Here is a 25,894-nt window from a genome sequence, read left to right as displayed (position 1 = left end):
ATGGCGGCCAACCGCCAAAGCGGGGCTGCCGCCGGCCCCGGCGCCGACGGACAATACAGCCTGCGCGCTCCGCCGCCTCCCCTGCCTTGCTTCTGGATGTCCCGATCGTGAAATGGGTCTTCGTTTTCCTGTTCCTCGCCAGCGCGGTGTACGTGCACCTGCGCGGCCGCGTACGCCACCGTCTTGGCCGCCAATTGCTCGACCACTCGACCTTCATGGCGCCGGTCAACGTGCTGATGTACGCCTGCTCGCGCGTGCCGACCACCGCTTTCCTGAGCCCGGACCAGCATTTCCCCGAGCTCGAACCGCTGCGCGCGCGCTGGCGCGACATCCGCGCCGAAGCCCTGCATCTGCGCGCGATCCAGCAGATCAAGGCCGCCGACGGCTACAACGACGTCGGCTTCAACTCGTTCTTCCGCCGCGGCTGGAAGCGCTTTTACCTGAAGTGGTACGACGACGCCCACCCCTCGGCGGCCGAGCTGTGCCCGGTCACCACCGAGCTGCTGCGGCAGATCCCCGGGGTCAAGGCGGCGATGTTCACCGAGCTGCCGCCCGGCGGCGAGCTGCGCCCGCACCGCGACCCCTATGCCGGCTCGCTGCGCCTGCACCTGGGCCTGGACACGCCCAACGACGACGCCTGCTTCATCGACGTCGACGGCACCCGCTACAGCTGGCGCGACGGCGAATGGACCATGTTCGACGAGACCTATATCCACTGGGCCCAGAACGGTTCCGAGCAGAACCGCATCATCCTGTTCTGCGACATCGAGCGGCCGATGCGCTGGGGCTGGGCGCGCGGCCTGAACCGGTTCATCGCCAAGAACCTGATCGCCGCGGGCGCATCGCCGAACATGGAAGGCGACAAGACCGGCGGCATCAACCGCCTGTTCAAGTATTTCTATGCCCTGCGCCTGAAGACCAAGGCCTTGCGGGCGCGCAGCAAGGGCACGTATTACGCGCTCAAGTACGCCCTGGTCGCCGGCGTCATCGCGCTGATCGTCTGGCTGTAACCCCGTCGGCGAAGCTGAACCCAGGCACGGCAAGGCTTTCGATCTCTCCAGCCCTGTCCGCAACGAGGCGCCGGCCGCCTGAGGCGCCGATCCGGCCACCGTACAGCCCCCAGCGGCCCTTTCCGGGCCTCGTCTGCGGGCTCTCGGCGGCTCCCCGTCCCGCTACACCCGCCCTATCCCGCCGGCCCTCGCGCTGGAACGCAGCCAGCGCCTGCGGGATAATCGCGGTTTCCCGCCCCGCCCCAGGCCATCCCTCGGCCCGGCTCGGCGCGTCCATGCTTCGGAGCCCGCATGCAATACATCTACACCATGAACGGCGTCAGCAAGACCGTGCCGCCGAAGCGTCAGATCATCAAGGACATCTCGCTGTCGTTCTTCCCCGGCGCCAAGATCGGTCTGCTCGGCCTCAACGGCGCGGGCAAGTCGACGGTGCTGAAGATCATGGCCGGCGTCGATACCGATTTCAGCGGCGAAGCGCGCCCGGCCACCGGCATCAAGGTCGGTTACCTGGCCCAGGAACCGCAGCTCGACCCCACCCAAACCGTGCGCGAAGCGGTCGAAGTGGGCGTCGGCGACGTGCTCAGCGCGCAGGCCGCGCTCGACAAGATCTACGAGGCCTACGCCGAAGAAGGCGCCGACTTCGACAAGCTCGCCGCCGAGCAGCAGCGCCTGGAAGCGATCCTCGCCTCCGGCGATGCGCACACGCTCGAGCATCAGTTGGAAGTCGCCGCCGACGCGCTGCGCCTGCCGCCGTGGGACGCGATCATCGGCAAGCTGTCGGGCGGCGAGAAGCGCCGCGTCGCGCTGTGCCAGCTGCTGCTGCAGAAGCCCGACATGCTGCTGCTCGACGAACCGACCAACCACCTCGACGCCGAATCGGTCGAATGGCTGGAGCAGTTCCTGGCGCGCTACACCGGCACCGTGGTGGCGGTGACCCACGATCGCTACTTCCTCGAAAACGCCGCCGAGTGGATTCTCGAACTCGACCGCGGCCGCGGCATTCCGTGGAAGGGCAACTACACCGCGTGGCTGGAGCAGAAGTCCGAGCGCCTGAAGCAGGAAGAAAACACCGAGAAGGCGCGCCAGAAGGCGCTGGCCAAGGAACTCGAGTGGGTGCGCAGCAACGCCAAGGGCGGCCGCAGCAAGGGCAAGGCCCGTCTGGCCCGCTTCGAAGAACTCAACTCGGTCGAGTACCAGCGCCGCAACGAGACCAACGAAATCTTCATCCCGCCGGGCGAGCGCCTGGGCAATTCGGTGATCGAGTTCAAGAACGTCTCCAAGTCCTTCGGCGACCGCCTGCTCATCGACGACCTGAGCTTCATCATTCCGCCGGGCGCGATCGTCGGCATCATCGGCCCCAACGGCGCCGGCAAGTCGACCCTGTTCAAGATGATCACCGGCCAGGAAACCCCGGACACCGGCGAGATCGTCAAGGGCCCGAGCACCAAGATCGCCTACGTCGACCAGAGCCGCGACAAGCTCGAAGGCAACCACAACGTCTTCCAGGAAGTCTCCGGCGGCGCCGACATCCTCAACATCAACGGCGTCGAGATCCAGTCGCGCGCCTACATCGGCCGCTTCAACTTCAAGGGCCAGGACCAGCAGAAGATGGTCGGCTCGCTGTCGGGCGGCGAACGCGGCCGTCTGCACCTGGCCAAGACCCTGCTGCAGGGCGGCAACGTGCTGCTGCTCGACGAACCGTCCAACGACCTCGACGTCGAAACCCTGCGCGCGCTCGAAGACGCCTTGCTGGAGTTCCCGGGTTGCGCGGTGGTCATCTCGCATGACCGCTGGTTCCTCGACCGCATCGCCACCCACATCCTCGCCTTCGAAGGCGATTCGCACGTGGAGTTCTTCCAGGGCAACTACCGCGAATACGAGGACGACAAGAAGCGTCGCCTCGGCGAAGAAGGCGCACGTCCGCACCGCCTGCGCTTCAAGGCGCTGAAGTAAGGCTCCGGGCCGCCCGCGCTCAGCGCGCGGGCGGCTTGGCCGCATCGATCCCGACGACGGGGCGTCCGTCGTTTTCGCCCGTCCCGAGCCTGCGCGGCAAAACCCGCGCAGCGCAGATCGAGATCGGCGCCGGCATTCGCCGGAACGACGGGACGCGGGTTCGCGCTCTCGCCGCGACGACCGGGCCTTGCCCACCTATCGCCCGATGCGAACCCGGGCCAGACCCGCCATCGCCACTACGCCCACCGGTCCGCACATGCCTGCCGTCCTGCTTCCACTGCTGTGCTTCATCGCCTTTCTCGCCTTCGCGCCCGAGGCGGCGATGAAATTCGCGGCTTGGTTCCTGGTCACCACCGCGGTGGTGCGGGTCGCGGCCGATAAGGCCGTCGGCCTGGAAACAGGTTGGAGCGAGGCGGCCAAGGCGGTGATCTGGGCCGCAGCGCTACCGCTGCTGGCGATCTTCGGCCTGCTCAGTTTCGGCCTGTCCACCGGCATCACCCAGTTCGAAGGTCTCGCTGCGATCGCGATCCTCGTCATGTTGTCGGGCTCGTTCGTCGCCGCCTTCATGCTGGCTTTGCACACCAGCCTCAAGGACAGTGCGATCATCGCCTCGATCACCACCGTCGCCAGCGCGGCGATGGCGATGCTGGTCCGCGCGCTGGCCTGAGGCCGAGGCCCGATACGAACGATGCGCACCGACCGATCGCCGCCGCCCTGCCTCCCCCACCGACCGAGGAGCGCATCATGACCGTCGAACAAGCTTACGAACTCGAAGGGCTGCGCCGCGCGGGCGCGCTGGTGTCGGGCATTCTGGCGACCATGCGCGAAGCCGCGGTGGCCGGTGCGGTCTCGCGCGACCTCGATGCGATCGGCGCGCAGATGATGCGCGCGGCCGGCGCGCGCTCGGCGCCGGCACTGACCTACGATTTCCCCGGCGCGACCTGCATCAGCATCAACGCGGTCGCCGCCCACGGTATTCCCGACGGCACCGTGCTGCGCGACGGCGACCTGGTCAACATCGACGTTTCGGCCGAGCTCGACGGCTACTTCGCCGACACCGGCGGCAGCTTCGTGGTCGGCACCGCCAGCGAGGCGCAACAGCGCCTGCTCGATGCCACGCGCGAGGCTCGCGACGCGGCGATCGCGCAGTTGCGCGCCGGCAACCTGATCAACAGCATCGGCCGCACCGTCGAAGGCATCGCCGCACGGCGCGGTTTCCGGGTGATCCGCAACCTCGGCAGCCACGGCGTGGGCCGTTCGCTGCACGAAGCGCCCGGCAGCATTCCCGGCTACTACGATCCGCGCGATACCCGCCGGCTGCACGACGGCATGGTGATCACGATCGAACCCTTCCTGGCCACCCATTGCACCCAGGTCGACGAAGGCGACGACGGCTGGGCGATGCGTTGCCGCCGCGGTTATGCCGCGCAGTTCGAACACACCGTCGTGGTCACCCACGGCGCGCCGATCATCGTGACTTGAGGGCCGGGAATCGGGAATCGGGAATCGGGAATCGGGAATCGGGAATCGATAAGCGTACAGCGGCGTCGGGACGCTAATCCCGGCACAGACATAGAAATGAAACAGCCGGGTTTGCAACCAACCCAAGCACGGCATCACCACGAGGAATCGCATCGATGAGCTTCATGCAGGCATTGCGTCAACGCTGGCAACAGGCCGGCACTCTCGTCTGCGTCGGCCTCGATCCCGAGCCGGCGAAGTTTCCGGCGCGTTTCGCCGGCGACGCCGATGCGGTGTTCGCCTTCAACCGCGACATCATCGACGCCACCGCCGAATACGCCTGCGCATTCAAGCCGCAGATCGCGCATTTCGCCGCACTGCGCGCCGAAGACGCGCTCGCCCGCCTGATCGCCTACGCGCACGCGAACCATCCCGGCATCCCGGTGATCCTCGACAGCAAGCGCGGCGACATCGGCAGCACCGCCCAGCACTACGTCACCGAAGCCTTCGACCGCTACGGCGCCGATGCGGTCACCGCCAACCCCTATCTCGGCCGCGATTCGGTCCAGCCCTTCCTCGACCGCGCCGACCGCGGCGTGGTCGTGCTGTGCCGCACCTCCAATCCCGGCGCCGGCGACCTGCAGGACCTCGAAGTCGCCGGCCGCCCGCTCTACCAGCACGTCGCCGAGAAGGTCGCACGCGAATGGAACGGCCACGGCAATTGCGCGCTCGTGGTCGGCGCGACCTGGCCGTCGCAGCTGCGCGAAGTACGCGCGATCGTCGGCGAGGTGCCGTTCCTGGTACCCGGCGTCGGCGCGCAAGGCGGCGACGTCGAGGCGGTGGTGAGCAATGCCAAGACCGCAGACGGCACCGGCCTGATGGTCAGCAGCTCGCGCGCGATCCTCTACGCCTCCAACGGCGACGACTATGCCGCCGCCTCGGCTGCGGCGGCGAAATCCCTGCGCGACGAAATCAACCGCTACCGCTGAGCCGCCGCCGAACCTGCGTCTACGCCACCGAGCTTAGCTGGCGAACACTTGCAGGCCGCCGTCGCGGTGGATGAACAAGGCGCGCGACAGGTTGTAGCTCGACGACAGCGCGATCTCGTCGGCGATGTCGCGCAACGAAGCGACGCTGTCGTCGTCCTCGCTGCCGCACAGCATCAGCTCGTCGCGTGCGGCGATCGCGAACACCGGATCGCCCTTGATCTCGATGCGGTCGCGCCAGCGGTCGAACAGCAGCACCATGCTGGCGTCGTAGTTGCGGTCGAGCCGGGCGACATAACGCCCGCCGCCGCCCTGCACGTCGAGTTCGGGCAGGAAACGGGTCAGGTTGTCGAGCGCCTGGGTGTACAAAGTCTCGCGGTCGAAACCGCGGCGCTCGGCCTCGGACGGCGACAGGAAACTCATCGAATCCGGCGTGTCCTCGACATAGGTCAGGACCAGATCGCCGGCCAAGGGCTCGACGATGAAGGGCAGCATCGATTCGCTGCCGAACGAACGCGCCTGCTGCAGCGCGGTCTCGTGCCAGCCGCGCGTCTTCAGCACCGGCAGGATCACCGCATTCGCGGCCTCGGGGCCGCTGACGAAATCGCGTTGGATCGCGCGCGCGCCGGCCAGTTGCTCGGCGAAGATCGCTTCGAGCTCCTGCGGCGCGCCGAGATAACGCAGATAACTGTTGCCGAGGAAATGGGTGGCCTTGAAGCCGTCCGGCAGGCTCCAGTCGACCCGGGTATCGGCGGTCGCCGCGCCGTGCCCGATCTCGACCCGGGCCTCGGGCCAGGCCGCGCGCACCGCCGCGGCGTAGCGCTCGGCGAAGGTCACCAGGTCCATCGGTGCCGCATTTTCCGAACCGTCTGGCTTAGTACCGAACCACCTGCTGAAGATAGACATCACCGACTCCCTGTCGACTGACCGACCCCCTGTGGTCGCCCGACCGACTATACGGCCGGGTTCAAGCCCGCAGCGGCGCGGCGCTGCATTTTCCGACTGGCGGCACAGGCCGCTAGCGAGCGCCGCTCCAGATACGTCCCGGCCGATGTGATCGAGCCCGGGCCGCAGGCATTAGGCTGTCGCCATGGCCGCCATCGACACCCTCTCCCGCAGACGCTTTCTAGCCGCCGCCGGCGCCTTGGGTCTCGGCGCACTCGCTGCGCCGAACTGGCGCTCCGCGCTCGCCGCGCCGAGCTGTCACTCCGCACTCGCTGCGCCGAACTGGCGCTCCGCGCTCGCCGCGCCGAAGCAGCGCGCCGCATTGGCCGCGCCCGTGGACACGACCGCACGCTCGCGCCTGATCCTGCTCGGCACCGCCGGCGGCCCCACCCCGAAGGCGCTGCGCGCGGCGCCAGCACAGGCGGTGGTCGTCGACGACGCGGTCTACATCGTCGACTGCGGCAACGGCGTCGCCCGCCAGATGGCCCTGGCCGGGTTGGCGCTCGGCGCGATCCGCGAGGTCTTCCTCACCCATCACCATTCCGACCACAACGCCGACTACGGCAATCTGTTGTTGCTGGCCTGGGCCGCCGACCTGCGCCGGCCGGTCGGCACCTGGGGCCCGCCGCCGCTCGTGCGCATGACCCGGCGCTTCCTGCAGCTCAACGCCGAGGACATCCGCATCCGCATCGCCGACGAAGGCCGCCCGCCGCTGGCGCCGCTGATTCGTCCGCACGAACTGCGCCGCGGCGGCGTAGTGATGCGCGACGAGCGGGTCAAAGTGACCGCGGCCCTGGTCGATCACCCGCCGATGGCGCCGGCCTTCGCGTACCGCTTCGACTGCCCGGACCGCTCGATCGTCTTCTCCGGCGACACCCGGCCGTCGCCGGCCCTGGTCGAGCTGGCGCGCGGCGCCGACATGCTGGTGCACGAGGTCATGTACCTGCCCGCGCTGGAACGCCTGATCGCCAGCGAAGCCCAGGCCGGGCGCCTGCGCCAGCATCTGCTCGACAGCCACACCACCACCGAACAGGTCGGCCGCCTCGCAACCGAAGCCGGCGTGAAGACCCTGGTATTGAGCCACTTCGTGCCGGGCGGCGATGCATCGCTCACCGACGAAGTCTGGCGCGCAGCGGTCGCGCCGTATTTCGCCGGGCGCTTGGTGATCGGACGCGATTTGATGGAGTTGTGAGGGTACAGCCCTCCCTTCTCCCGCTTGTCGAAGAAGGTGTGCAGTGCGGATGAGGACACGGTTGCATCGCAGGCCGTGCAGACTGCGCTTCCGTCCCGGCCCGGACGCATAGCGTTCGGGCGTTCGGAGCCGTGCGAACCAGTGGCTCGCAGACGCGCCCCCTCACCCCGCAAGCGGGAGAGGGGCTAGAACACGATCTGTGGAGAGGATCGAAGCGAGCGGATGATCCGTTGCAAGCGATGCTTCGCCTTGCCCTCCTCCCGCCTGCGGGAGAAGGTGCGCGGAGCGCGGATGAGGGCGCACGCGACGGAATTCGCCTGGCACATGCAGCCTCAAGAGCCGTCGCGCCATTCCTCGCGCGTGTGCTGAAGAGGGGCTAAGCAGAACGTGGACGACGGCGAGGTACAGCGCCTCAGCTCAACGCCACCACGCCCGCAAGGCCGCAATCGGAAAGCGCCCCCAGATCGCCGCGAACACGCCGGCGCGCACCAGCGCGCCGCGGCGCGAGGCCTCGAACTTGCGGAAATAGCGCCACAAGCCGCGATGCTTGTGCCACTCGACGAAGAACGGCCGCGAACGGCTCGACACGCCGCGCACGTGCACGACGCGGACGCGATTGGCCACCGCCACGATCGCACCGGCTTCGCGCACGCGCCGGCACAGGTCGAGGTCTTCGGCGTGCAGGCGATAGCCTTCGTCGAAGCCGCCGATGCGCGCGAACAGGCGCCTGGGCATCAGCATCAGCGCGCCCGAGGTCGCCTCGACCAGCTGCAACGGCTGCGCATCGTCGGGCGCGACCGCCATCTTCGGCGCCGCCGACGGACGCAGCAGGCCGGCCAGCATCGCGCCGAAATCGGGGTCGCGGCGGCGCACGGCGACATCGCGCTCGCCCTGTTCGTTGATCAGGTCGGCGCTGACCAGGGCCTCGCCGAGCGGCGCCGCCAGGGCGTGCAGTTGCAGCAGGGTGTCGCGCTCGACCATGCAGTCGGGGTTGACGAATACCAGCCAGTCGTCCTCGTCCGCCGACGGCTCCAGGTCGGCCGCGCCCTGGTTGCAACCGACCGAGAAGCCTGGGTTGTCCGGGTTGGCGATGAAGCGCAGGCGCGGGTCGGCGGAGGCGTGGCGCTGGACGATGTCGAGAGTGCCGTCGTCGGACTGGTTGTCGACGACGCGGATCGCCCGGACGCCGAGACTGTTGCGCAACCGGCTCAGGCATTCGTCGATCGTCGCCGCGCTGCGGTAGGTGACCACGATCGCCTTGAGAGCAGGCTCGTTGACAGCCGGCGCGCGCTCGCCGGCGTCGGTGCGCGCCTGGCCGGGGTCAGAGAAAGAGATCACGTTGCGGTTCCGGTGGGCCGACGCGCTCGAGGCGTTCGGCGAGTTGTTGGCGCAGCTCGCGCAGAGGGTCGTCCATGAGGAAATTCGCCAGGCGCGCATGCCAGTCCGGCCAGCGCGCGGCCAGCGCGTCCATGTCGCCGTCGCTGGGCCGGCCTTCGCCGCCGCGCGCGACATAGGCGGTATCGCACAACACGTTGCGCCAGCCCAGTCCGGACAGGCGCAGGGACAGGTCGGTCAGGGCCGCATACCAGGAGCCGTAGCTCGCCGCGTCGAGGCCGCCGGCGCGGCGGCGGGCGCTGCCGCGCAACAGCACGGCGTGGCCGATCGCGGCCGGCAGTTCCGGATGCAGGGCCGGCATCTGCTGCAAGGCCCGCGACAGGCGTTCTGCGTCTTCGGCGTCGGGCAAGGGGGCGATTTCGCCGATCCGCGGCCAGGCCGCGGCTTCGCCGGCGTTGCACCAGGGCGTGGCCGAGGCGATGGCGCCGTCGGCGGCCAGGCAGGCGCTCAGGCGCGACAGCCAGCCCGGCGCCGGCACCGCGTCGGGCGCGAGCACCGCGACGTCGGCGTCGCCGCAAACGCTCAGCACTTCGTCCAGGTGCGCGACTTCGCCCAGGCTGCGCTGACGGCGGCTGTAGTCGGCCTTGAGCGCGGTGCGCTTAAGCCAGCGCTCGACGATCGCGTAGCCGCGGGGCCCGGCGCGGGCGTCGTCGGCCAGCCACACCCGCGCACCCGGCGGCGTGCACAGCTCCAGTGCGGCGAGGCAGGCATCGAGTGCGTCGTCGTCGGCACCGACCGGCACTACGACGATGGGCAATTCAGTCATGGCGGGGTTCTATCACGAAGCCGCATGGTCCCATAGCCCACGCCACCGCGCGCATCGCCGGCACGGCGACCGATCGTTGGTTCCAGCAGTGACGGGCGGCGGACATAGCGGTACGTATTCGACCTGAAGCCGGATCACGACGGCGTCGTCGTATCGTCGGTCACGCACAAAGCACTCGGGCGGCGTGTCGGCTACGGCCCGCGGCGCAATGGAGCCGGCAAGCCGGCGACGGCCTGCACAGCAATGGGGCCGGCAAGCCGGCCCCAGTCAAACACCCCGCATCAAACACCGCACAGCGCGAGGCTTACTTCCTCGGTTTAGGCTGCTTGGATTGCAGCGGCTCCATCGCGCGGAAGCGGCGGCTGTATTCGTCGGTCAGGTCGCGCGACTCCTGCGGGTTGCGCACCAGGGTCGGGGTCAACAGGATGATGGTTTCGCGACGCGTGGTCGCCGACTTCTGCGAGCCGAACACCGCGCCGATTATCGGAATGCGGCTCAGACCCGGCAGCCCGCCCGAGCTGCGCCGGGTTTCGTCGTTGATCAAGCCGGCCAGCATGACCGTCTCGCCGCTCTGCACCGCTGCCTCGGTCTTGAGCTTGCGGGTGTTGACGGTGACGTTGGGGCTGTTGTTGTTAAGCCGTGGGCCGACCGAGCTGACTTCCTGGACGATGTCCATGAACACCATGCCGTCGCGGCTCACCCGCGGGCGCACCTTGAGGATCACGCCGGTGTCCAGGTACTGCACCTGGCTGACGGTGTTGTTGTTGCCGGTGCCGGCATTGACCGAGACCGATTCGATCGGGATCTTGGTGCCGACGTTGAGCGAACCCTCGGCGTTGTTGCGCACCAACAGCGACGGCGTCTGCAGCATATGCACGTCGGTGACCGAGTCCAGGGCCTTGAGGATGGCCGCGGCGTTGTTCTTGATCAGCGACCACGACAGGCCGTTGCCGCTGACGCCGCCGATGCTCGCCGCAACCGTGCTCCACTTCGGCGGCACCGCCGGATTGGTGCTGCGGTTGAGGTCGCCGAAGCCGTTGTCGATGGTGGCGCGGTCGAGGAACCACTGCACACCGTATTCGAGCGCGCCGCCGAGTTCGACCTCGGCCACCTGGGCCTCGATGTGCACCTGCATCGGCATCACGTCGAGCTTCTGGATGACGTCGCGGATCGATTTCCAGGCCTGCGGGCTGCTGCGCACCAGGATCGAATTGGTTTCCTCGACCGCCGATACGCCGACCTTGGCGCCGTCGACCTCGAGGGTGACCGAGCCGTTGCCGGACTGGCGCGAGCCCAGCGATGCGCCGCTGCCGAGGCCGCCGCCGCTGGAGCCCGAGTCACTGCCGCTCTTGCCGATGTCGGCGCTGGAGCCGTTGTCGCTGTCGCGCAGCTCGACCGATTCCAGGCCCGGCATCAGCGAAGGCGGGCCGTTGTCGCCGCCGCCGTTGCCGCTGCGGTTGGAGCCGTACACTTCGGCAAGGCGGTCGGCGAGATCCTTGGCCTTGATGTATTTGAGTTCCAGGGTGAACAACTGGACGTTGTCGCCGGCGCTGTCGATGCGGTCGAGCCAGTCCTTGATGTCGTCGAGGTAATCGGCCTGCGGGGTGATCACCATGACCGCGTTGGCGCCTTCCAGCGGCATGAAGCGGAACATGCCCGAGACCGGCGACTTGCTCTGTTCGCCGAACACTTTTTCCAGGTCGGCCACGACCTTGGTGGCCTTGCCCGACTGCAACGGGAACACGCCGACCGACATGCCGGACAGCCAGTCGACGTCGAACACTTCGATCGTGCGCAGGTAGTTTTCGAGTTCGGCGCGGGTGCCGCCGACGCTGATCACGTTGCGCGAGTTGTCGACGGTGACGATCGCGTTCGGGCGCGCATACGGCTTGAGGATCTTTTCCATCTCGGTGGCCGAGATGAACTTCAGCGGTACCGTGCGCACTTCGAAGCCGCGCGCGGCCGTGGCCGAGCCGGTGCGCGGCGCGACGTTGCCGGCCAGGGCCTGGTCGGACGGAACGATGTTGTAGCGCCCACCGGTGTAGACCAGGCGCGCGTTGTTCCAGCTCAGCACCATCTCGAGCAGGTTCAGCGCCTCCGCGGCGCTGACCGGCTTGGGCGTACCCAGGGTCACGGTGCCCTGCACGCCCGGCGCGATCACGTAGTTCTGGCCGAGCATGTCGCCGAGGATGGCCTTGGCCACCGCATGCACCGACTCGCCTTCGAAGTTGAAGGTGGCGGTGCCGTTGGTCGCGCCCAGGCCCGGCGGCGGCGCCGCGGCGGCGCTGCGGTTGATGACCTGGCCGGTGCCGCGGCGGATCTGCGCCTTCGGACCTTCCTCGTCGGCCTGCCCCTCCAGCGGCTGCTGGACGACGCCGTCGCGGACCAACCGGGCGCGGGCATCCTCGCCCTGGGGTCCCTTGAGAGAGGCCGGATCGCCGTCGCGATGCAGCCGCGGCGACATCACACTGGCGCACGAGGCCAGCTGCGAGGCGATGATCGCCGCAACCAGTGCGTGAGAGGCGTATTGCTGGGGACGTAGCTTCATGCGTTCACTCTACGGCGTGTTGGCCGGTGGTTGAGCGGCTTGTTGCTGCCGCAGTTGCGCGCGACGCGCTTCGATCCGCTTGCGGATGGCTTCCATCTGCGCCTGCTCGGTGAGCGGCGCGGATGCGTTGTTGTCGGTCTGTCCGGCTTCGTTGGGCTTGTTCTGCACCGGCGGTGGCGGCGCAGGCGGCACCTGCGAAACCGTGGAAGCCCGGTTCGTCTGCGATTGCGGTTGCGGCGAAGGCACCGGCATCGGCGGAGGCGGCACCGGACGCACGCCCGGTTGCGGCGCGCTGCCGGGCTGCGGCGGGGCGATCGCGGTCGGCGGTTCGCCGCCCTGGCCGTTGAATACGCGCAGGTCGAGTTCGCGGCGGCCTTCCGGCCCTTCGAACACGGCCCGGCGCGGCTCCAGCGAAGTCAGGCGCCAGGCCGGGTGCGACTCGGGCACCTCGCCCAGCTTGACCCGCACCGACTCGCTGCCGTCGGCCGGCTGCAGGAAGGCCATCGACAACTGCGGGGTGATCAGCACGCTGGTCAGCAGGTAGTCGAACGCGGCGGCCTGGTTCTCGCCCTCGCCCTTGCCCTGCATGAAGAAGGGCTTGGGCCGGCGGTCGTCGACGAACAAGGGGCGCGCGGCGATTTCGCCGTACTTGCTCAGGGGGCCGAGCGCGTCGGTCGCGCTCTTGCGTACCTGCGGCAGGGCCTTGACCAGGCTGGGGTCTTCATCGAGCGGATCGACGCTGCGGCCCATGCCGGCGAGCGCCAGCACCCAGGTCAACAGCGCCCAGCCGGCGGCGGTGGCCAGCAGCCAGGTGCGCGGGCTGGCGTCGTCAAGGCGCATTGGAAGTCACCGCCGCTGGGTTGGCATTGGATGCGGCCGCCGGCGCCGGGCTCGGGCGCAGGTAGCCGTACAGATCGAAGCTGACGTCGAGGCCACCGTCGTTGGCCGGACCGGCGGTGCCGGGCACGAAGTAGCCGCGCGTCGACAACAGGTTGAGGTTGCCGACGAACAACCGCGGCGAGCCGCTTTCGAGCGAGTGCAGCACCGCCGCGGTCTCGGGCGCACCGCAGCGCAAGCGCACCTGCACCACCACGCGCGCGTAGCGGTCGCGCCGCGGCTCGGCCAACGGCGAGCGATTGACGATGCCGCAACTGCGGTTGCCGGGGCTGGCCTCCAGCACCACGGTCTCCAGACGCTGGACCAGGCCGGCGGTGGCGAGTTCGGCGGTGGCCTCGGGCAGGAAGCCGGGACGGCTGGCCTGCTGCTTGCGCACTTCCTCCAGGCGCAGGCGGATCTGCGGGGCCTGCTTGAGCTCCATGCGCTGGCGCAGTTCGCGCTCTTGCAGATTGTCGATCTGTTCGCCGGCTTCCATCATCGGCACCGTCCACCACGGGTGGACCAGCACCGCATAGGCGATCGCCAGCGCGGCCAACAGCAGGCCCAGCGCGAGCCAGCGCTCGCGGTCGGCGGCCCAGGTACGCCAGTTACTGCTCACGCGCGGCCTCCGGGGTCTGCTGCTTGGGCGGTCCGATCTCGGCGGTCAGGGTGAAACGGTCGCGGCTCGTCGCCGGGTCGGGCTGGACCGCACCGGTCAGGGCCGGCGAGCGCCACAGCTTGGTGCCCTGCAACTTGCCGATCAGCGACGAAGCCTCGCGGCTCAGGCCGATCATCAGCAGGCTTTCGTCCTCGATCGCGAGCTTCTCCAGATAGGTCGAATCGGGCAAGCGGCGGCTGAGTTCGTCGATCACCTCGACCGTGCTTGGGCGCGCGGCGCGGGTGCGGTCGAGGAAGGCCTGGCCGTCGATCAAGTCGACCAGCAACTGGCGCTGGGTCGCTGCCTGACGCGCGGCGTTGGCGTTCTTGGCGATGGTCTGCTGCAAGGTCTGGGTGGCCGCGCGGCGGTTCTCGAGCACCTGCCACATCGCGGCGGCGAGCGCGAACAGCGCGACCGCGGCCAGGGCCAGGTTCCAGTAACGGAAGGGGTCGCTGCGGGTACGGCGCTGCGACGGCGGCAGCAGGTTGACCCCGAGCGGCACGCCGTCGGCGCCGGCGACCTCGATCCCGGACAGGGTCGAGGCCAGCGGCCCGATCGCGACGAGCTGCGGGTCCAGCGACTGGCGCGGCACCGCCACCAATTCGGCGTCGAGCTGGCCGTCGCCGTCGCGGCGGGCCAGCACGCGCGCGTCGTAGGCGACGGCGTCGGCGGTGAAAGGGGTCTGGCGGTCGATCTCGAAACCGACCACGTCGCGCAGGCGGTCGGCCGCGGCGGCCGGCAAGGTCAGGCGCCGACGCAGGCTCGCGGCCGGCGGCAACAGCAGCCAGCGCGGCAATTCGCCGACACGCGGCGGCAGCAACGGCGCCAGCGGATCGGCGGCGATGGCCCCGGCCGGCGCATTCAAATCGGCCAGGCTCGGCAGCACGGCCAAGTCGCGCACCTCGTTGGCCTGCTGCAGACGCAGGTGCACGCTGTCGCCGTCGACCTGCAATAGTAAACGGCCGCGATCCACGCCCAAGGCCTGGCGCATGCGCAACGGCAACCACGAGGCCAGGGTGCGTCCCCACCACGAGAAGAAGCCGCCCGCTCCGGGTGCGAAGCGCGCGCTTAAACGTCTGAACCGGTTTTCCCCCAACCGGCTTTCGGCAACCTGCGAGTTCATCGTGACGAAGCTCCCTCCTCCCAACGCAGCGGTGTATAGGCCATTCCGGGAACGGAACTCCCCCCTGCACGCACAACCACTCGCAATACCGATTCACGGCCATCCGCTAGCCGTGCATGGCTGTCGATACTATAGGTGCCGCTGCGTTCGCCGACGAGACCAGCGAGTTCGCCGCCGACTTGCGCACCCGTCAACTGTGACCCGGGCGGCGTTCTGCGCCGTTGCTCTACGAGCTGGGCGCCGTTCATTCCCATAGCATCCAATACTTCCTTCGCTGCGAACGCCGGCTCCGGGCGCGTGCGACCGCTGTAAACCGTGACCAGCGGCTCGATCTTGGCATACAAGGCCGGCGTCATGCCCAGCACTTGTTCCAACTCCGCAACGCTTTCGAATTCGGCATCCTTGGCGCCGTAAGGGCGGCCGGCGGACGCATAGTCGGCGTCTTCGGCGCCGCCTGCGGGTTGGGTCAAGGTGTCGGCATCGCGCCAGTCGAGGATGGCCGCGGCCAGGCGCGCGGCCTCGCCCTGCTCCATCCCGCCGACGCCCTGGATCAACGCGGTCAACAAGGCGAAATCGCCCTGATTGAGGTCGACCTTGCCGTTCTCGTCGACGATCTTGATCTCGAGCTTGGCCTCGCCGAAGCGCCACGGGTTCGGGCGCCCATCGGGCTGCCACTGCAGCTTGGAGTCGGTCATCGCGACTCGCGTCATCGCGTACTCGAGCCCGGCCCGGGCGGCGTTCTGCGCGACCAGGCCGCGCACCAGCACCCGCCCTTGCAAGTTCTCGGTGCGTGCCGACAACGCGAATGCGCCAATCAGCGCAGTCAGCAGAGCGATCACCCACAGCACCAAAAGCAGCGCCGCACCACGCGATCGCCGGGACGCGGTTGTCGCATCGCGACGTTTTCCAACGCAGACCGGCCGCTGCGCCGCGCGCCGCGCGATGCCGTCTGCCGTCGTCATCGTTGCTCGCACCGTCCTCATCACAGCTCCGGCACGAAGCCGCCGGCCGTCGCGCTGGCCAGCGGCAGGGCCACCACCAGCGGCGGCCAGGCACGGCCGTCGCGGTCGGTGAGTGTGACTTCGACGAACAAGGGCAGTTGCTCCGGCGTCTGCCAGCGCTCCTGCCACTCCCCGAGTTCGCCGCGTTGCGGGTCCATTGAACGGTAACGGAAGCGCGCCGACTTCAAGCCTTCGACCAATAGCTCGGGCGGACGCTCGCGTGCCTCCTTGATGGTTTCGCCGGCCAGCACCATCGACAAGGACAACAGGATGCGGGCCTGATCGCCATCACCTTCGATCACGAAGTCGTGCAGGTACGGCCCGCCCTGGCCCAGGTAATCGGGCAGGTCGGCGACGAAACGCAGACGGTCGGGTTCGCCGACGAAGCGCTGCGGCACCGCGGTGCTCTGATCGAACGCGAACGGAATCGGCCGGGTGGCGGCGATGCGCTTGCGCAGGAAACCCTCGACCGCGCGTTCGCGTTCGCTGCGGTGGGCAAGGGCCTCGCCGCGCGCGGCGGTCTTGGTCGCCGCCGACAAGGTCGCGAAGGCCAGGGTCAGGCCGGCGACCAGCAAGACCATCGCCAACAGCACTTCGATCAGGGTGAAACCGCGCGCACCGCGGCGCGCCGGCAGGTTCCGCACCGGGCTCGCCGCGCGCGCCATCAGAACTGCACCTCGTTGGAGGCGGCCGCGCTGCGCAGGGTGCGCAGCAGCAGGCGCCGACCGCCGCCGCCCTCGCCCCACTCCACCGCGAGTTGGACCTCGAACAAGCGCATCGCATTCGGATCGATCGGCTGCGAGGACGCCGGCATGGGATCGCGCCACTGCGCCACGCCGAGGGTCCAGCGATAGCGGCCGTTCTCGAACTCGCCGCTGCGTTGGCCGGGCTTGAGCGGTTGCCCGACCCCGACCTGGTCCATCAGCGATTGCGCATACAAGGCGGCGCGGCCGGCGTCGCTGGACCAGCGCACTTGCCGCGTCGCGCCGGACAAGGTGCCGAGCAACAGAGTCAGCGCCATCGCCAACAGGGCGAAGGCGACGATCACTTCCAGCAAGGTATAGCCGCGTTGACGCGACGACGGCGCGCTACGCAGCGCGCCGAGACGGCGCAAAGAGCCGGCCGAGGCGGCGGACCGCGCGCGCGCGCTCATCGCGGCGCCTCGCCGCGCTTGAGCTTGACCTCGCCGGTCAGCCAGGCGACATCGACGTTCCACGCCGCCTGCTTGACGTTGAGCTTGATCCGCCCGCCGGTGGACGCGCCGTCGGCGAAGAACACGATTGCGCCCTCGCCGCGTCGCGGCTGCACTTCGCGCGCGCCGGTGAAGGTCACTCCAACCGCCTTGGGAATATCCCCATTGCGCCCGTTCGGCGCGGTCCAGGTGCGCGCGGCCGGATCGATGGTGAACTTCTGCGAACGTCCGGTCGAGATCGCCTGGCTGCGCGTATAGCGCAGTTGCGAGGCGATTTCCTTGGACGCCGAGCGCAGCTGCATGCCGCTCATGCCACCGCTCATCATGCCGACGGTCAACACGCCGATCGCCGCGATCAGGGCGATCACCAACAGCATTTCCAGCAGCGACATGCCGCGCACCGCGGCCGGCCGCGGCGCGCCGCCTGCGCGGCTCGCGCGCACGACGCACGCAGGAGCGCACCGGACGGCGTTCGCCCCGGCCCGGTCCCCCCGCCCTCCGGCGGAGGGCCTGTGCCGCAGGCGTTTCATCGCAGGCGCTTACTCAGTTGTTCTTGATGTCGCCGTCGACGCTGCTGCCGCCGGCCTTGCCGTCCTTGCCGAAGCTGACCAGGTCGTAGGGACCGCTTTCGCCGGGCTGGCGGTACTCGATGGCATGACCCCAAGGGTCCTTCAACTCGGTTTCCTTGGCGTACGGCCCCAACCAACCGTTGGCGTCGGCCGGCTGCTTGACCAGTTCCTCGAGCGAACCCGGCAGGCGGCCGGTGTCCATCTGGAACGAGTCGATCTTGCCGGCGAGGGTCTGCACCTGGCCCTTGGCGAGGTTGTAGTCGCCGCGGTCCTTGCCGCCCAGCACGCGGTTGCCGACGAAGGCGAGAACTGCGCCGATCAGCACGATCACGATGATGATCTCGATCAGGCTCATACCGCGCTGGCCGGCCGGAGACGGGGAACGGGTAATCGAACGGGGATTGCGCATCTCAGTGATCATCCATAGTGGTGGGTTCTGGACAGACGTTGTGCTTCAACGGACGAACGATGGCAACGGGGTCGAGTCCGGCCGTTCGCATCCGAAGATGCATAGGATTCTGTTCCGCGCCGATCGGCGAAGTTCGCGCGAATCCGGCCCCGGTACAGCCGGCGTTCAAGCGCACGGCGTGAACGGGCGCCCCGGGGCGAGGACAGGCAAGCGCGGACATCGCCATGCTCAACCGATCGCATTGGTCAGGTCGTACAGCGGCAGCAGCACCGCCATCACGACCGTGGCGACGACGCCGGCCAGGACCACGGTCACCACCGGAACCAAGGCGGCGAGCATGCGGTCCAGGGCCATGCCGGTGTCCTGCTCGAAGGTCTCGGCGGTCTTCATCAGCATCGCGTCGAGCGCGCCGGACTCCTCGCCGACCTGGATCATCTGCAGGGCCAGGCGCGGGAAACGCTTGCCCTTGCCGAGCGCGGTCGACAGGGCGACGCCGTTCTTGACGTCTTCGCCGGCGGCATCGACGTCGGCGGCGAGGATGCGGTTGTTGAGCACGTTGCGGCCGATGCCGATCGCCGTCATCAACGGCACGCCGTTGCGTACCAGAGTGCCGAGGGTGCGCGCCAGGCGCGCGGTCTCGATCTTGGCGATCAGCGGGCCGACGAACTTACGCTTGAGCAGCCAGGCATCGAGCGCCTCGCGGAACGCCGGGTCGCGGCGCTTGCGATCGAACCAGAGGAAGCCGAGCGCGGGAATCGCGATCAACACGATCCACCAGTCGCGCACGAACAGGCCGAGCCACAACACCACCTGGGTGAACATCGGCAGCTCGGCGTCGAGGCTTTCGTACATCGCGCCGAACTGCGGCACCACGTAACCGAGCAGGAACATCAAACTGAGGCCGACCATGACCATCAGGATCGCCGGATAGATCAGCGCATTGATGACCCGGCCCTGCAGCACGCGGCTGCGTTCGAGGTAGTCGTCGAGCCGCGACAGGGTTTCGTGCAGATTGCCGCCGGCCTCGCCGGCCCGGACCATGTTGATGTACAGGCGCGAGAAGGTGCCGTGCTGGCGCTCCAGCGCGACCGACAGCGAGGTGCCGCCGCGCACCGCGTCGCGAATGTCGGCGACCGTGCTCTTGGCGGTGTCGTCCTCGGGCAGGTCGAGCAGGATGGTCAGCGCGCGGTCCAGCGGCTGACCGGCGCCGAGCAAGGTCGACAACTGTTGGGTGAACTGCACCAGCCGCGCCCCGGTGAAGGGCTTGGGCTTGAACAAGGCCTTCCACGACGAAGACGCACCCGCTTCCGAGGCCAGCTTGGCCTCGACCGGCAGATGCCCCTGCTCCTGCAGGCGCTGCACGACTTCGGTGCCGCTCGCGGCCTCCATCTGGCCATCGAGCAGCTCACCGCGCGCGTTCAGGGCTTTGTAGTGGTAGAGGGGCATAAAGGCCGGGAATCGGGAATGGAAAATCGAAAATCGGTTAAGGCCAAAGCATCGGAACTTCGAAGCCAGGGGAATGAACCAGCCGGGACGACCACGATTCCCGACTCCCCATTCCCGATTCCCGGCTCTCAAGCATCCTCGGTCACCCGCAGCACTTCCTCGATGGTGGTCTGGCCGGCGAGCGCCTTGACGATGCCGTCCTCGTACATGGTGCGCATGCCTGCGCTGTCGCGCGCGATCTGTTCGATCTCGCCCATGCCGGCGTGACGCATCACCGCACGCCGCAGTTCGTCGTTCATGACCAGGAATTCCATGATCGTGGTGCGGCCGTGGTAACCGCTCGGCGCCAGCGCCGAACCGCGCGGTCGGAACAGGTAGATGTCGCCCTCGGGTTGGTAGCGGCGCAGGTTGAACTTGTCGATTTCCTCGGGCGAGGCGAGGTATTTCTCGGCATGGGTCGGCTCGAGCCGGCGCACCAGGCGCTGGGCCAGGATGCCGTTGATGGTCGAGGTCAGCAGATAGTCTTCGACGCCCATGTCGAGCAAGCGGGTGATGCCGCCGGCGGCGTTGTTGGTGTGCAGCGTGCTGAGCACCAAGTGGCCGGTCAGCGCCGACTGGATCGCGATGCGGCAGGTCTCCAGGTCGCGCATTTCGCCGATCATGATGATGTCCGGGTCTTGGCGGACGATCGAACGCAGCGCATGCGAGAAGTCGAGACCGATCTGCGGCTTGGCCTGGATCTGGTTGATGCCCTCGATCTGGTACTCGACCGGGTCTTCGACGGTGATGATCTTGACGTCGCTGGTGTTGAGCTTGCTCAGCGCCGTATACAAGGTGGTGGTCTTGCCCGAACCGGTCGGGCCGGTCACCAGCATGATGCCGTGCGGCTGGTCGAGCACCTTCTGGAACTGCGGCAGGAATTCGTCGGTGAAGCCGAGCTTGTAGAAATCGAACACGACCGTCTCGCGGTCGAGCAATCGCATCACCACCGACTCGCCGTGCGCGGTCGGCACGGTGCTGACGCGCAGGTCGAGCTCCTTGCCCTGCACCCGCAGCATGATGCGGCCGTCCTGCGGCAGGCGGCGCTCGGCGATGTTGAGCTTGGCCATGATCTTGATGCGGCTGATCACCGCGGCGGTGAGGTTGGCCGGCGGGCTCTCGCCCTCGGCCAGCACGCCGTCGACGCGGTAGCGCACCTTCAGGCGGTTCTCGAACGGCTCGATGTGGATGTCCGAGGCGCGCAGTTCGACCGCGCGCTGGATCACCAGGTTGACCAGCCGGATCACCGGCGCTTCCGAAGCCAGGTCGCGCAGATGCTCGACGTCGTCGAGATCGCCCGCGCCCTCGCCCTCGGCGGTTTCGACGATCGCGCCCATCGCGCTGCGGCCCTGGCCGTACCAGCGCTCGACCAGGTCGCCGACCTCCGAGCGCAGCGCCACGTAGGGACGGACCTCGCGCTGGGTCGCCAGACGCAGGGCGTCGAGCTGGTAGATGTCCTGCGGGTCGGCCATCAGCACGTCGACGTGGTGCTCGCCCTCGCCGACCGGGCAGACCGCGAACTGCTTCATGAACTTGGGCGTCAGCGCCACCCCCTCGGGCGGCAGCTCGGGCGCGTCCTTGATGCTGACCAAAGGCAGCTCCAGCGCCGCGGCCACGGTTTCGGCGTGATCGCGCTCGGACACCAGCCCGAGCCGCGCCAACAGCGCGAGCAGGCTGCCGCCGGTCTCCTCCTGGAGCCGGCGCGCACGCGCCAGGTCGGGCTCCTTGAGGCGCCCCTTCGCCAGCAAGGCGTCGACGATGCGGATGTCGACCGCCGCTTGGGCGTCCCCCGCCGGTAAGGCGCTGGCGCTCGGTTCGTTGGATGTGGCTACTGCGTTCACGTCACCCTCCTGCGCGTGATCCCCGGACTTTAGCAGTTTCATTCGCCGTCTCGACCAGCCCTGAACAGCGCCGGTGAGCGTCGGTGAGATAAGCACAGTCGTCGAAGCGAGATCGAGGATGCCCGGCGCGAGTCGCAGGGCTTCGGATTCATGAACAGGGGCAGTTACGGACTGAAGGATCAGTCACATTTTGTTCGCGCGGGCGCCATCGGCCGGCGATGCCGGTGCAGCGGAGCTGTGCTAACTGGCGACGCGCGCTCGCAACCGCACCGTAATGTGTGACACCGCTGCTGTCGGTCGATCCAGACGATACCGGCGAGTCGGCCCGAGCACAAAAACAAACGGACGCCCGAATGGGCGTCCGTTCTATAGACAACGATCGAACGACCTCGCCGCGTGGCTTACCCCACCCACACCCGCGCATTGCGGAACATGCGCAGCCACGGCGAGTCGCCGCTCCAGTCGCGCGGCGACCAGCTGAAGTTGGCGTTGCGCAGGGTGCGCTCGGGGTGCGGCATCAGGATCGTGGCGCGACCGTCGTTGCTGGTCAGGCCGGCGATGCCGTCGGGCGAGCCGTTCGGGTTCAGCGGATAGCGGTCGGCGATGCGGCCGTCGCCGTCGATGTAGCGCAGCGAGACGTTGGCCGCGGTCTGGTCGAGGTTGCTGGCGAAGCTGGCCTGGCCTTCGCCGTGGGCGACCGCGACCGGGATGCGCGAGCCGGCCATGCCGCGGAAGAACAGCGACGGCGATTCGGCCACTTCCAGCAGGCCCAGACGCGCCTCGAACTGTTCGCTGCGGTTGCGCAGGAACACCGGCCAATGCTCGGCGCCGGGAACGATCGGCTTGAGCTGGGCCAGCATCTGGCAGCCGTTGCAGACGCCGAGCGAGAAGCTGTCTTCGCGGGCGAAGAACGCGGCGAAGGCGTCGCGCAGGGCGCTGCGTTCGAGGATGCTGGTCGCCCAACCGCGGCCGGCACCGAGCACGTCGCCGTAGCTGAAGCCACCGCAAGCGGCGAAGCCCTTGAAGTCTTCGAGCTGGAAGCGGCCGCTGATCAGGTCGCTCATGTGCACGTCGAAGGCTTCGAAGCCGGCGCGGTCGAAGGCCGCGGCCATTTCGATCTGGCCGTTGACGCCCTGCTCGCGCAGGATCGCTACCTTCGGGCGCACGCCGGTGTTGATGAACGGCGCGGCGACGTCCTCGGCGGTGTCGAAGCTGAGCCTGGTTTTGAGGCCCGGCGCGCTGAAGTCGCGCGCGATCGCCCGCTCTTCGTCGGCGCACTCGGGGTTGTCGCGCAGCTTCTGCAACGCATGGCTGGTCGACCACCAGGCATCGAACAACTCGTCCCAACGCCATTCGACCAGGACCTTGCCGTCTTCTTTAACGCGTACCGCGGCGGCGGTGGTCGGCTTGGCGATGCGCTGAGCGCAATCGATCAGGCCGTGGCGGGCGACGAGGTCGGCGAATTCGGCGCGGTCCTCGGCGGCGATCTGCACGATCGCGCCGAGCTCTTCGTTGAACAAGGTGCGGAACGGATCCTCGCCCCAGCCGTCGAGGCTGATGTCGAGGCCCAGGCGCGAGCAGAACGCCATTTCCGACAGCGCGGCGAAGGCGCCGCCGTCGCTGCGGTCGTGATACGCAAGCAACAGGCCGGCTTCGCGCGCATCGCGGATCAGCTCGAAGAAATCGCGCAGGCGCTGCGGGCTGTCGAGGTCGGGCACGCCGGTTTCATGCCGCGCACCCTCGCCCGGCAGGCCGGCGAAGGCGGGCAAGCCGCCGTCGCTGCCGGCTTCGGGATGGCACTGGGCCAGCACCGAGCCGCCGAGGCGCTGTTTGCCGGCGCCGAGGCCGATCAGCCACAACTCGCTGTCGGTGTCGCGCGACAACAGCGGAGTCAGTTGCTGGCGCACGTCGACCACCGGCGCGAACGCGCTGACGATCAACGACACCGGCGACACCGACTTCGAGGCGTTCTCGCCCGAGCCCCACTGGGCCTGCATCGACAAGGAGTCCTTGCCGACCGGGATGCTCAGTTCGAGTTCCGGACAAAGCTCCAGGCCGACTGCCTTGACCGCGTCGAACAGCAGCGCGTCTTCGCCCGGGTGCGAGGCTGCCGCCATCCAGTTCGCCGACAGCTTGATACGGTTGAGCGATTCGACCGGCGCGGCGCACAGGTTGGTGATCGCCTCGCCGACCGCCATGCGCGCGGCAGCGGCGGCATCGAGCAAGGCCAGCGGCGTGCGTTCGCCGATCGCCATCGCTTCGCCGACGTGGCCGTCGAAGTCCGACAAGGTGATCGCGCAATCGGCCAGCGGCAACTGCCAGGGGCCGATCATCTGGTCGCGGGCGACCAGGCCGCCGACGGTGCGATCGCCGATGGTGATGAGGAAGTTCTTCGCGGCGACGGTCGGGTGCGCGAGCACGCGCAGGCCGGCGTCGTGCAGATCCAGTCCATCCCACTGCAGCGCCGGCCACGGCGCGTCGGCGGGATAACGGGTGTCGCGATGCATCTTCGGCGGCTTGCCGAACAGCAGGTCCATGGGCAGATCAATAGCCCAATCGGCGTCGGCGATCTTGTTCTCGCCATACACCGATTCGACCGTCGCGCCGTAGCCGACCACCAAGCGCTCTTCCGCGGTCGCATAACCGACCACGGCGAAGGGGCAGCGCTCGCGCTCGCAGATCGCGGCGAAATCGGCGACGCGGTCGGCCGGCAGGCCGAGCACGTAACGCTCCTGCGATTCGTTGCACCACAGTTGCATCGGCGACAGCGAAGGATCGTCGCTCGGCACTTTGGCCAGGTCGATCACGCCGCCGAGGCTGGAGTCGTGCAGCAATTCCGGGATGGCATTCGACAGACCGCCGGCACCGACGTCGTGGGCGCTGTCGATCGGATTGGCTTCGCCGAGCGCGACGCAGCGGTCGATGACTTCCTGGCAGCGACGCTCCATCTCCGGGTTGTCGCGCTGGACGCTGGCGAAGTCGAGCGCTTCGGCGCTGTCGCCGGAAGCGACCGAGCTGGCGGCACCGCCGCCGAGACCGATCAGCATCGCCGGGCCGCCGAGCACGATCACCGCATGCCCCGGCTTCAGGCCGAGCTTGGCAACCTGCACCCGGTCGATCGCGCCGAGACCGCCGGCCAACATGATCGGCTTGTCGTAGGCACGGGCCAGGCGGGCGTTGCCGGCCTGGCCTTCGGCCAGCTCGAAGCTGCGGAAATAACCGACCAGGTTCGGGCGGCCGAATTCGTTGTTGAACGCGGCCGCGCCGAGCGGGCCGTCGAGCATGATTTCCAGGGCCGGCGCCATGCGCGGATTGAGCGCGCGTTCGCCTTCCCACGGTTGCGGCAGGGTCGGGATGCGCAGGTGCGACACGCTGAAACCGCACAGGCCCGCCTTGGGACGGCCGCCGCGACCGGTGGCGCCTTCGTCGCGGATCTCGCCGCCGTTGCCGGTGCTCGCACCGGGGAACGGCGCGATCGCGGTCGGGTGGTTATGGGTTTCGACCTTGATGCAGAACGCCGAGGGAATCTGCGCTTCGGCCGCATAGGACTGGCTGCCCGGCTGCGGGCGGAAGCGCCGCGCCGGATAGCCTTCGACCACCGCCGCGTTGTCGCTGTACGCCGAGAGCGTGTTCTCCGGCGTCTGCGCGTGGGTGTGCTTGATCATCTTGAACAGCGACTGCGGCTGCTCGCGGCCTTCGAGTGTCCACGAGGCGTTGAAGATCTTGTGCCGGCAGTGCTCGGAGTTGGCCTGCGCGAACATCATCAGTTCGACGTCGGACGGGGTGCGGCCGAGCGCGGCGTAACGCTCGCGCAGGTAGCCGATCTCGTCGTCGGCCAGGGCCAGGCCGAGACGGCTGTTGGCGGCTTCGAGATCGTCCAGGGCGATGCGTTCGAGCTCGCCGCGCGCGGGCACGGCGAACAGCGCCGCCGCATCGTCGCGCGCTTCGAGCAGCGACTGGGTCATCGGGTCGTGCAGGACCTTGGCCAGCGCGCCCTGGGTGGCGGCATCGCTCGGCCAGCCTTCGAGGTCGTAGCGGGTGCCGCGCTCGACGCGCTTGACCGGCTGGCCGGCGCCGCGCAGCAATTCGGTGGCCTTGCTCGCCCACGGCGACAAGGTGCCCAGGCGCGGCGTCACGTAGCGCGAGACCGCCGCATCGCTGCGGGCGGCTTCATGCGGTTCGGCCTGGAGGATGCGGCGCAGGGTCGCGTCGTCGGGCGTAGCGCCGGTGTCGGGCTCGACCCAGTAGACGGGCCAGGCATCGAGCAGGCGGATACTCGGATGAAGGGCGGACAGTCGAGCTTGGAGACGCTCGCGGCGGAACGAAGACAGGGCCGAATGGCCCTCGAGGACGATCATGTCCGGGGAACCGTGCAACGCAGGGCCCGGTATTGTATCCAAAACCGCCCTCCAGCTTCGGCCCGGCATCCGACCGGGCCGCGCGGCGGTCCACGGCCCCTTGGCCAGCGCGGCCGAAGCGCCCGC

The 25,894-nt window shown here is 68.6% G+C and carries 21 protein-coding genes; 6 read left to right on the top strand and 15 right to left on the bottom strand.

Translation table 11 applies throughout. From position 1 onward, the window contains the following. Positions 1-104 precede the first annotated feature (104 nt). The 5 genes from lpxO to pyrF all read left to right on the top strand — a co-directional run bounded on the left by lpxO (position 105) and on the right by pyrF (position 5,413). A complete protein-coding gene (gene lpxO / locus EX88_RS0108500; RefSeq protein ID WP_031371572.1) occupies positions 105-1,010 on the top strand; it encodes a lipid A hydroxylase LpxO in 906 nt (301 codons plus the stop codon). A gap of 291 nt (positions 1,011-1,301) precedes the next feature. Then, positions 1,302-2,963 carry an energy-dependent translational throttle protein EttA gene (gene ettA, locus EX88_RS0108495; protein WP_031371571.1) on the top strand — a complete coding sequence of 554 codons (1,662 nt, stop codon included), beginning with the start codon at positions 1,302-1,304 and terminating at the stop codon, positions 2,961-2,963. 256 nt (positions 2,964-3,219) lie between these two features. After that, a complete protein-coding gene (locus EX88_RS0108490) occupies positions 3,220-3,630 on the top strand; it encodes a hypothetical protein (protein WP_031371570.1) in 411 nt (136 codons plus the stop codon). Positions 3,631-3,707: 77 nt separating this feature from the next. Continuing rightward, complete coding sequence (gene map / locus EX88_RS0108485) at positions 3,708-4,445, top strand: type I methionyl aminopeptidase (protein ID WP_031371569.1); 738 nt, start codon at positions 3,708-3,710, stop codon at positions 4,443-4,445. A gap of 155 nt (positions 4,446-4,600) precedes the next feature. Continuing rightward, positions 4,601-5,413, top strand: coding sequence for an orotidine-5'-phosphate decarboxylase (pyrF, locus tag EX88_RS0108480; protein ID WP_031371568.1), 813 nt, complete (start codon positions 4,601-4,603; stop codon positions 5,411-5,413). Positions 5,414-5,446: 33 nt separating this feature from the next. Here pyrF and EX88_RS0108475 read toward each other — a convergent pair whose 3' ends face one another. Continuing rightward, complete coding sequence (locus EX88_RS0108475) at positions 5,447-6,256, bottom strand: hypothetical protein (RefSeq protein ID WP_031371567.1); 810 nt, start codon at positions 6,254-6,256, stop codon at positions 5,447-5,449. A gap of 244 nt (positions 6,257-6,500) precedes the next feature. Here EX88_RS0108475 and EX88_RS0108470 point away from each other — a divergent pair, with 244 nt between their 5' ends. Then, positions 6,501-7,547 carry an MBL fold metallo-hydrolase gene (locus tag EX88_RS0108470; RefSeq protein ID WP_031371566.1) on the top strand — a complete coding sequence of 349 codons (1,047 nt, stop codon included), beginning with the start codon at positions 6,501-6,503 and terminating at the stop codon, positions 7,545-7,547. Positions 7,548-7,964: 417 nt separating this feature from the next. On the opposite strand, the gene EX88_RS0108465 is transcribed toward EX88_RS0108470, so the two are convergent. The 14 genes from EX88_RS0108465 to purL all read right to left on the bottom strand — a co-directional run bounded on the left by EX88_RS0108465 (position 7,965) and on the right by purL (position 25,768). Then, entirely contained in the window at positions 7,965-8,885 is a 921-nt protein-coding gene (locus tag EX88_RS0108465; RefSeq protein ID WP_430536900.1) for a glycosyltransferase, read from the bottom strand. Further along, the gene (locus EX88_RS0108460; RefSeq protein ID WP_031371564.1) at positions 8,869-9,708 is read right to left on the bottom strand and encodes a glycosyltransferase family 2 protein; all 840 of its coding nucleotides are present in this window, start codon (positions 9,706-9,708) and stop codon (positions 8,869-8,871) included. The genes EX88_RS0108465 and EX88_RS0108460 overlap by 17 nt, the downstream gene beginning before the upstream one ends. Positions 9,709-10,012: 304 nt before the next feature. Further along, entirely contained in the window at positions 10,013-12,256 is a 2,244-nt protein-coding gene (gspD, locus tag EX88_RS0108455) for a type II secretion system secretin GspD (protein WP_051884753.1), read from the bottom strand. A gap of 9 nt (positions 12,257-12,265) precedes the next feature. Beyond that, entirely contained in the window at positions 12,266-13,096 is an 831-nt protein-coding gene (locus EX88_RS0108450) for a hypothetical protein (RefSeq protein ID WP_031371562.1), read from the bottom strand. Next, positions 13,086-13,751: a type II secretion system protein GspM gene (gene gspM, locus EX88_RS0108445; protein WP_031371561.1), complete on the bottom strand. Its 666-nt coding sequence runs from the start codon at positions 13,749-13,751 to the stop codon at positions 13,086-13,088. Before gspM ends, EX88_RS0108450 begins: the two co-directional genes overlap by 11 nt. Continuing rightward, positions 13,741-14,913 carry a PilN domain-containing protein gene (locus EX88_RS0108440; RefSeq protein WP_051884751.1) on the bottom strand — a complete coding sequence of 391 codons (1,173 nt, stop codon included), beginning with the start codon at positions 14,911-14,913 and terminating at the stop codon, positions 13,741-13,743. The genes gspM and EX88_RS0108440 overlap by 11 nt, the downstream gene beginning before the upstream one ends. After that, positions 14,910-15,875, bottom strand: coding sequence for a general secretion pathway protein GspK (locus EX88_RS0108435; RefSeq protein ID WP_081930768.1), 966 nt, complete (start codon positions 15,873-15,875; stop codon positions 14,910-14,912). The genes EX88_RS0108440 and EX88_RS0108435 overlap by 4 nt, the downstream gene beginning before the upstream one ends. A 20-nt stretch (positions 15,876-15,895) precedes the next feature. After that, a complete protein-coding gene (locus EX88_RS0108430) occupies positions 15,896-16,579 on the bottom strand; it encodes a prepilin-type N-terminal cleavage/methylation domain-containing protein (protein ID WP_051884749.1) in 684 nt (227 codons plus the stop codon). Next, on the bottom strand, positions 16,579-17,067 hold the full coding sequence (gene xpsI / locus EX88_RS0108425; protein ID WP_081930749.1) for a type II secretion system protein XpsI: 489 nt from the start codon (positions 17,065-17,067) through the stop codon (positions 16,579-16,581). Before xpsI ends, EX88_RS0108430 begins: the two co-directional genes overlap by 1 nt. Further along, positions 17,064-17,498 (bottom strand): type II secretion system protein XpsH, encoded by a 435-nt coding sequence (gene xpsH, locus EX88_RS0108420; RefSeq protein WP_051884774.1) that lies wholly within the window; start codon positions 17,496-17,498, stop codon positions 17,064-17,066. The genes xpsI and xpsH overlap by 4 nt, the downstream gene beginning before the upstream one ends. Positions 17,499-17,649: 151 nt before the next feature. Then, on the bottom strand, positions 17,650-18,084 hold the full coding sequence (gene gspG, locus EX88_RS0108415) for a type II secretion system major pseudopilin GspG (protein ID WP_081930747.1): 435 nt from the start codon (positions 18,082-18,084) through the stop codon (positions 17,650-17,652). A gap of 228 nt (positions 18,085-18,312) precedes the next feature. Further along, a complete protein-coding gene (gene xpsF, locus EX88_RS0108410) occupies positions 18,313-19,530 on the bottom strand; it encodes a type II secretion system protein XpsF (protein ID WP_031371554.1) in 1,218 nt (405 codons plus the stop codon). Between the two features lie 128 nt (positions 19,531-19,658). Further along, entirely contained in the window at positions 19,659-21,452 is a 1,794-nt protein-coding gene (gene gspE / locus EX88_RS0108405) for a type II secretion system ATPase GspE (RefSeq protein ID WP_081930745.1), read from the bottom strand. Positions 21,453-21,811: 359 nt separating this feature from the next. Continuing rightward, complete coding sequence (gene purL / locus EX88_RS0108400; protein ID WP_031371552.1) at positions 21,812-25,768, bottom strand: phosphoribosylformylglycinamidine synthase; 3,957 nt, start codon at positions 25,766-25,768, stop codon at positions 21,812-21,814. Positions 25,769-25,894: the final 126 nt, after the last annotated feature.

Source organism: Lysobacter antibioticus (assembly GCF_000731095.1).
GTDB lineage: Bacteria > Pseudomonadota > Gammaproteobacteria > Xanthomonadales > Xanthomonadaceae > Lysobacter > Lysobacter antibioticus_B.
The sequence above is the reverse complement of the archived record's forward strand: the minus strand, read 5'-3'. Positions and strand labels throughout refer to the sequence as shown.

Excerpts from the sequence above, each read along its gene's own strand:
- ettA (WP_031371571.1), top strand. The coding sequence starts at position 1,302 with ATGCAATACATCTACACCATGAACGGCGTCAGCAAGACCGTGCCGCCG.
- EX88_RS0108490 (WP_031371570.1), top strand. The coding sequence starts at position 3,220 with ATGCCTGCCGTCCTGCTTCCACTGCTGTGCTTCATCGCCTTTCTCGCC.
- map (WP_031371569.1), top strand. The coding sequence starts at position 3,708 with ATGACCGTCGAACAAGCTTACGAACTCGAAGGGCTGCGCCGCGCGGGC.
- pyrF (WP_031371568.1), top strand. The coding sequence starts at position 4,601 with ATGAGCTTCATGCAGGCATTGCGTCAACGCTGGCAACAGGCCGGCACT.
- EX88_RS0108475 (WP_031371567.1), bottom strand. The coding sequence starts at position 6,256 with ATGGACCTGGTGACCTTCGCCGAGCGCTACGCCGCGGCGGTGCGCGCG.
- EX88_RS0108470 (WP_031371566.1), top strand. The coding sequence starts at position 6,501 with ATGGCCGCCATCGACACCCTCTCCCGCAGACGCTTTCTAGCCGCCGCC.
- EX88_RS0108460 (WP_031371564.1), bottom strand. The coding sequence starts at position 9,708 with ATGACTGAATTGCCCATCGTCGTAGTGCCGGTCGGTGCCGACGACGAC.
- gspD (WP_051884753.1), bottom strand. The coding sequence starts at position 12,256 with ATGAAGCTACGTCCCCAGCAATACGCCTCTCACGCACTGGTTGCGGCG.
- EX88_RS0108450 (WP_031371562.1), bottom strand. The coding sequence starts at position 13,096 with ATGCGCCTTGACGACGCCAGCCCGCGCACCTGGCTGCTGGCCACCGCC.
- EX88_RS0108440 (WP_051884751.1), bottom strand. The coding sequence starts at position 14,913 with ATGAACTCGCAGGTTGCCGAAAGCCGGTTGGGGGAAAACCGGTTCAGA.
- EX88_RS0108435 (WP_081930768.1), bottom strand. The coding sequence starts at position 15,875 with ATGACGACGGCAGACGGCATCGCGCGGCGCGCGGCGCAGCGGCCGGTC.
- EX88_RS0108430 (WP_051884749.1), bottom strand. The coding sequence starts at position 16,579 with ATGGCGCGCGCGGCGAGCCCGGTGCGGAACCTGCCGGCGCGCCGCGGT.
- xpsI (WP_081930749.1), bottom strand. The coding sequence starts at position 17,067 with ATGAGCGCGCGCGCGCGGTCCGCCGCCTCGGCCGGCTCTTTGCGCCGT.
- xpsH (WP_051884774.1), bottom strand. The coding sequence starts at position 17,498 with ATGTCGCTGCTGGAAATGCTGTTGGTGATCGCCCTGATCGCGGCGATC.
- gspG (WP_081930747.1), bottom strand. The coding sequence starts at position 18,084 with ATGCGCAATCCCCGTTCGATTACCCGTTCCCCGTCTCCGGCCGGCCAG.
- xpsF (WP_031371554.1), bottom strand. The coding sequence starts at position 19,530 with ATGCCCCTCTACCACTACAAAGCCCTGAACGCGCGCGGTGAGCTGCTC.
- gspE (WP_081930745.1), bottom strand. The coding sequence starts at position 21,452 with ATGAAACTGCTAAAGTCCGGGGATCACGCGCAGGAGGGTGACGTGAAC.
- purL (WP_031371552.1), bottom strand. The coding sequence starts at position 25,768 with ATGATCGTCCTCGAGGGCCATTCGGCCCTGTCTTCGTTCCGCCGCGAG.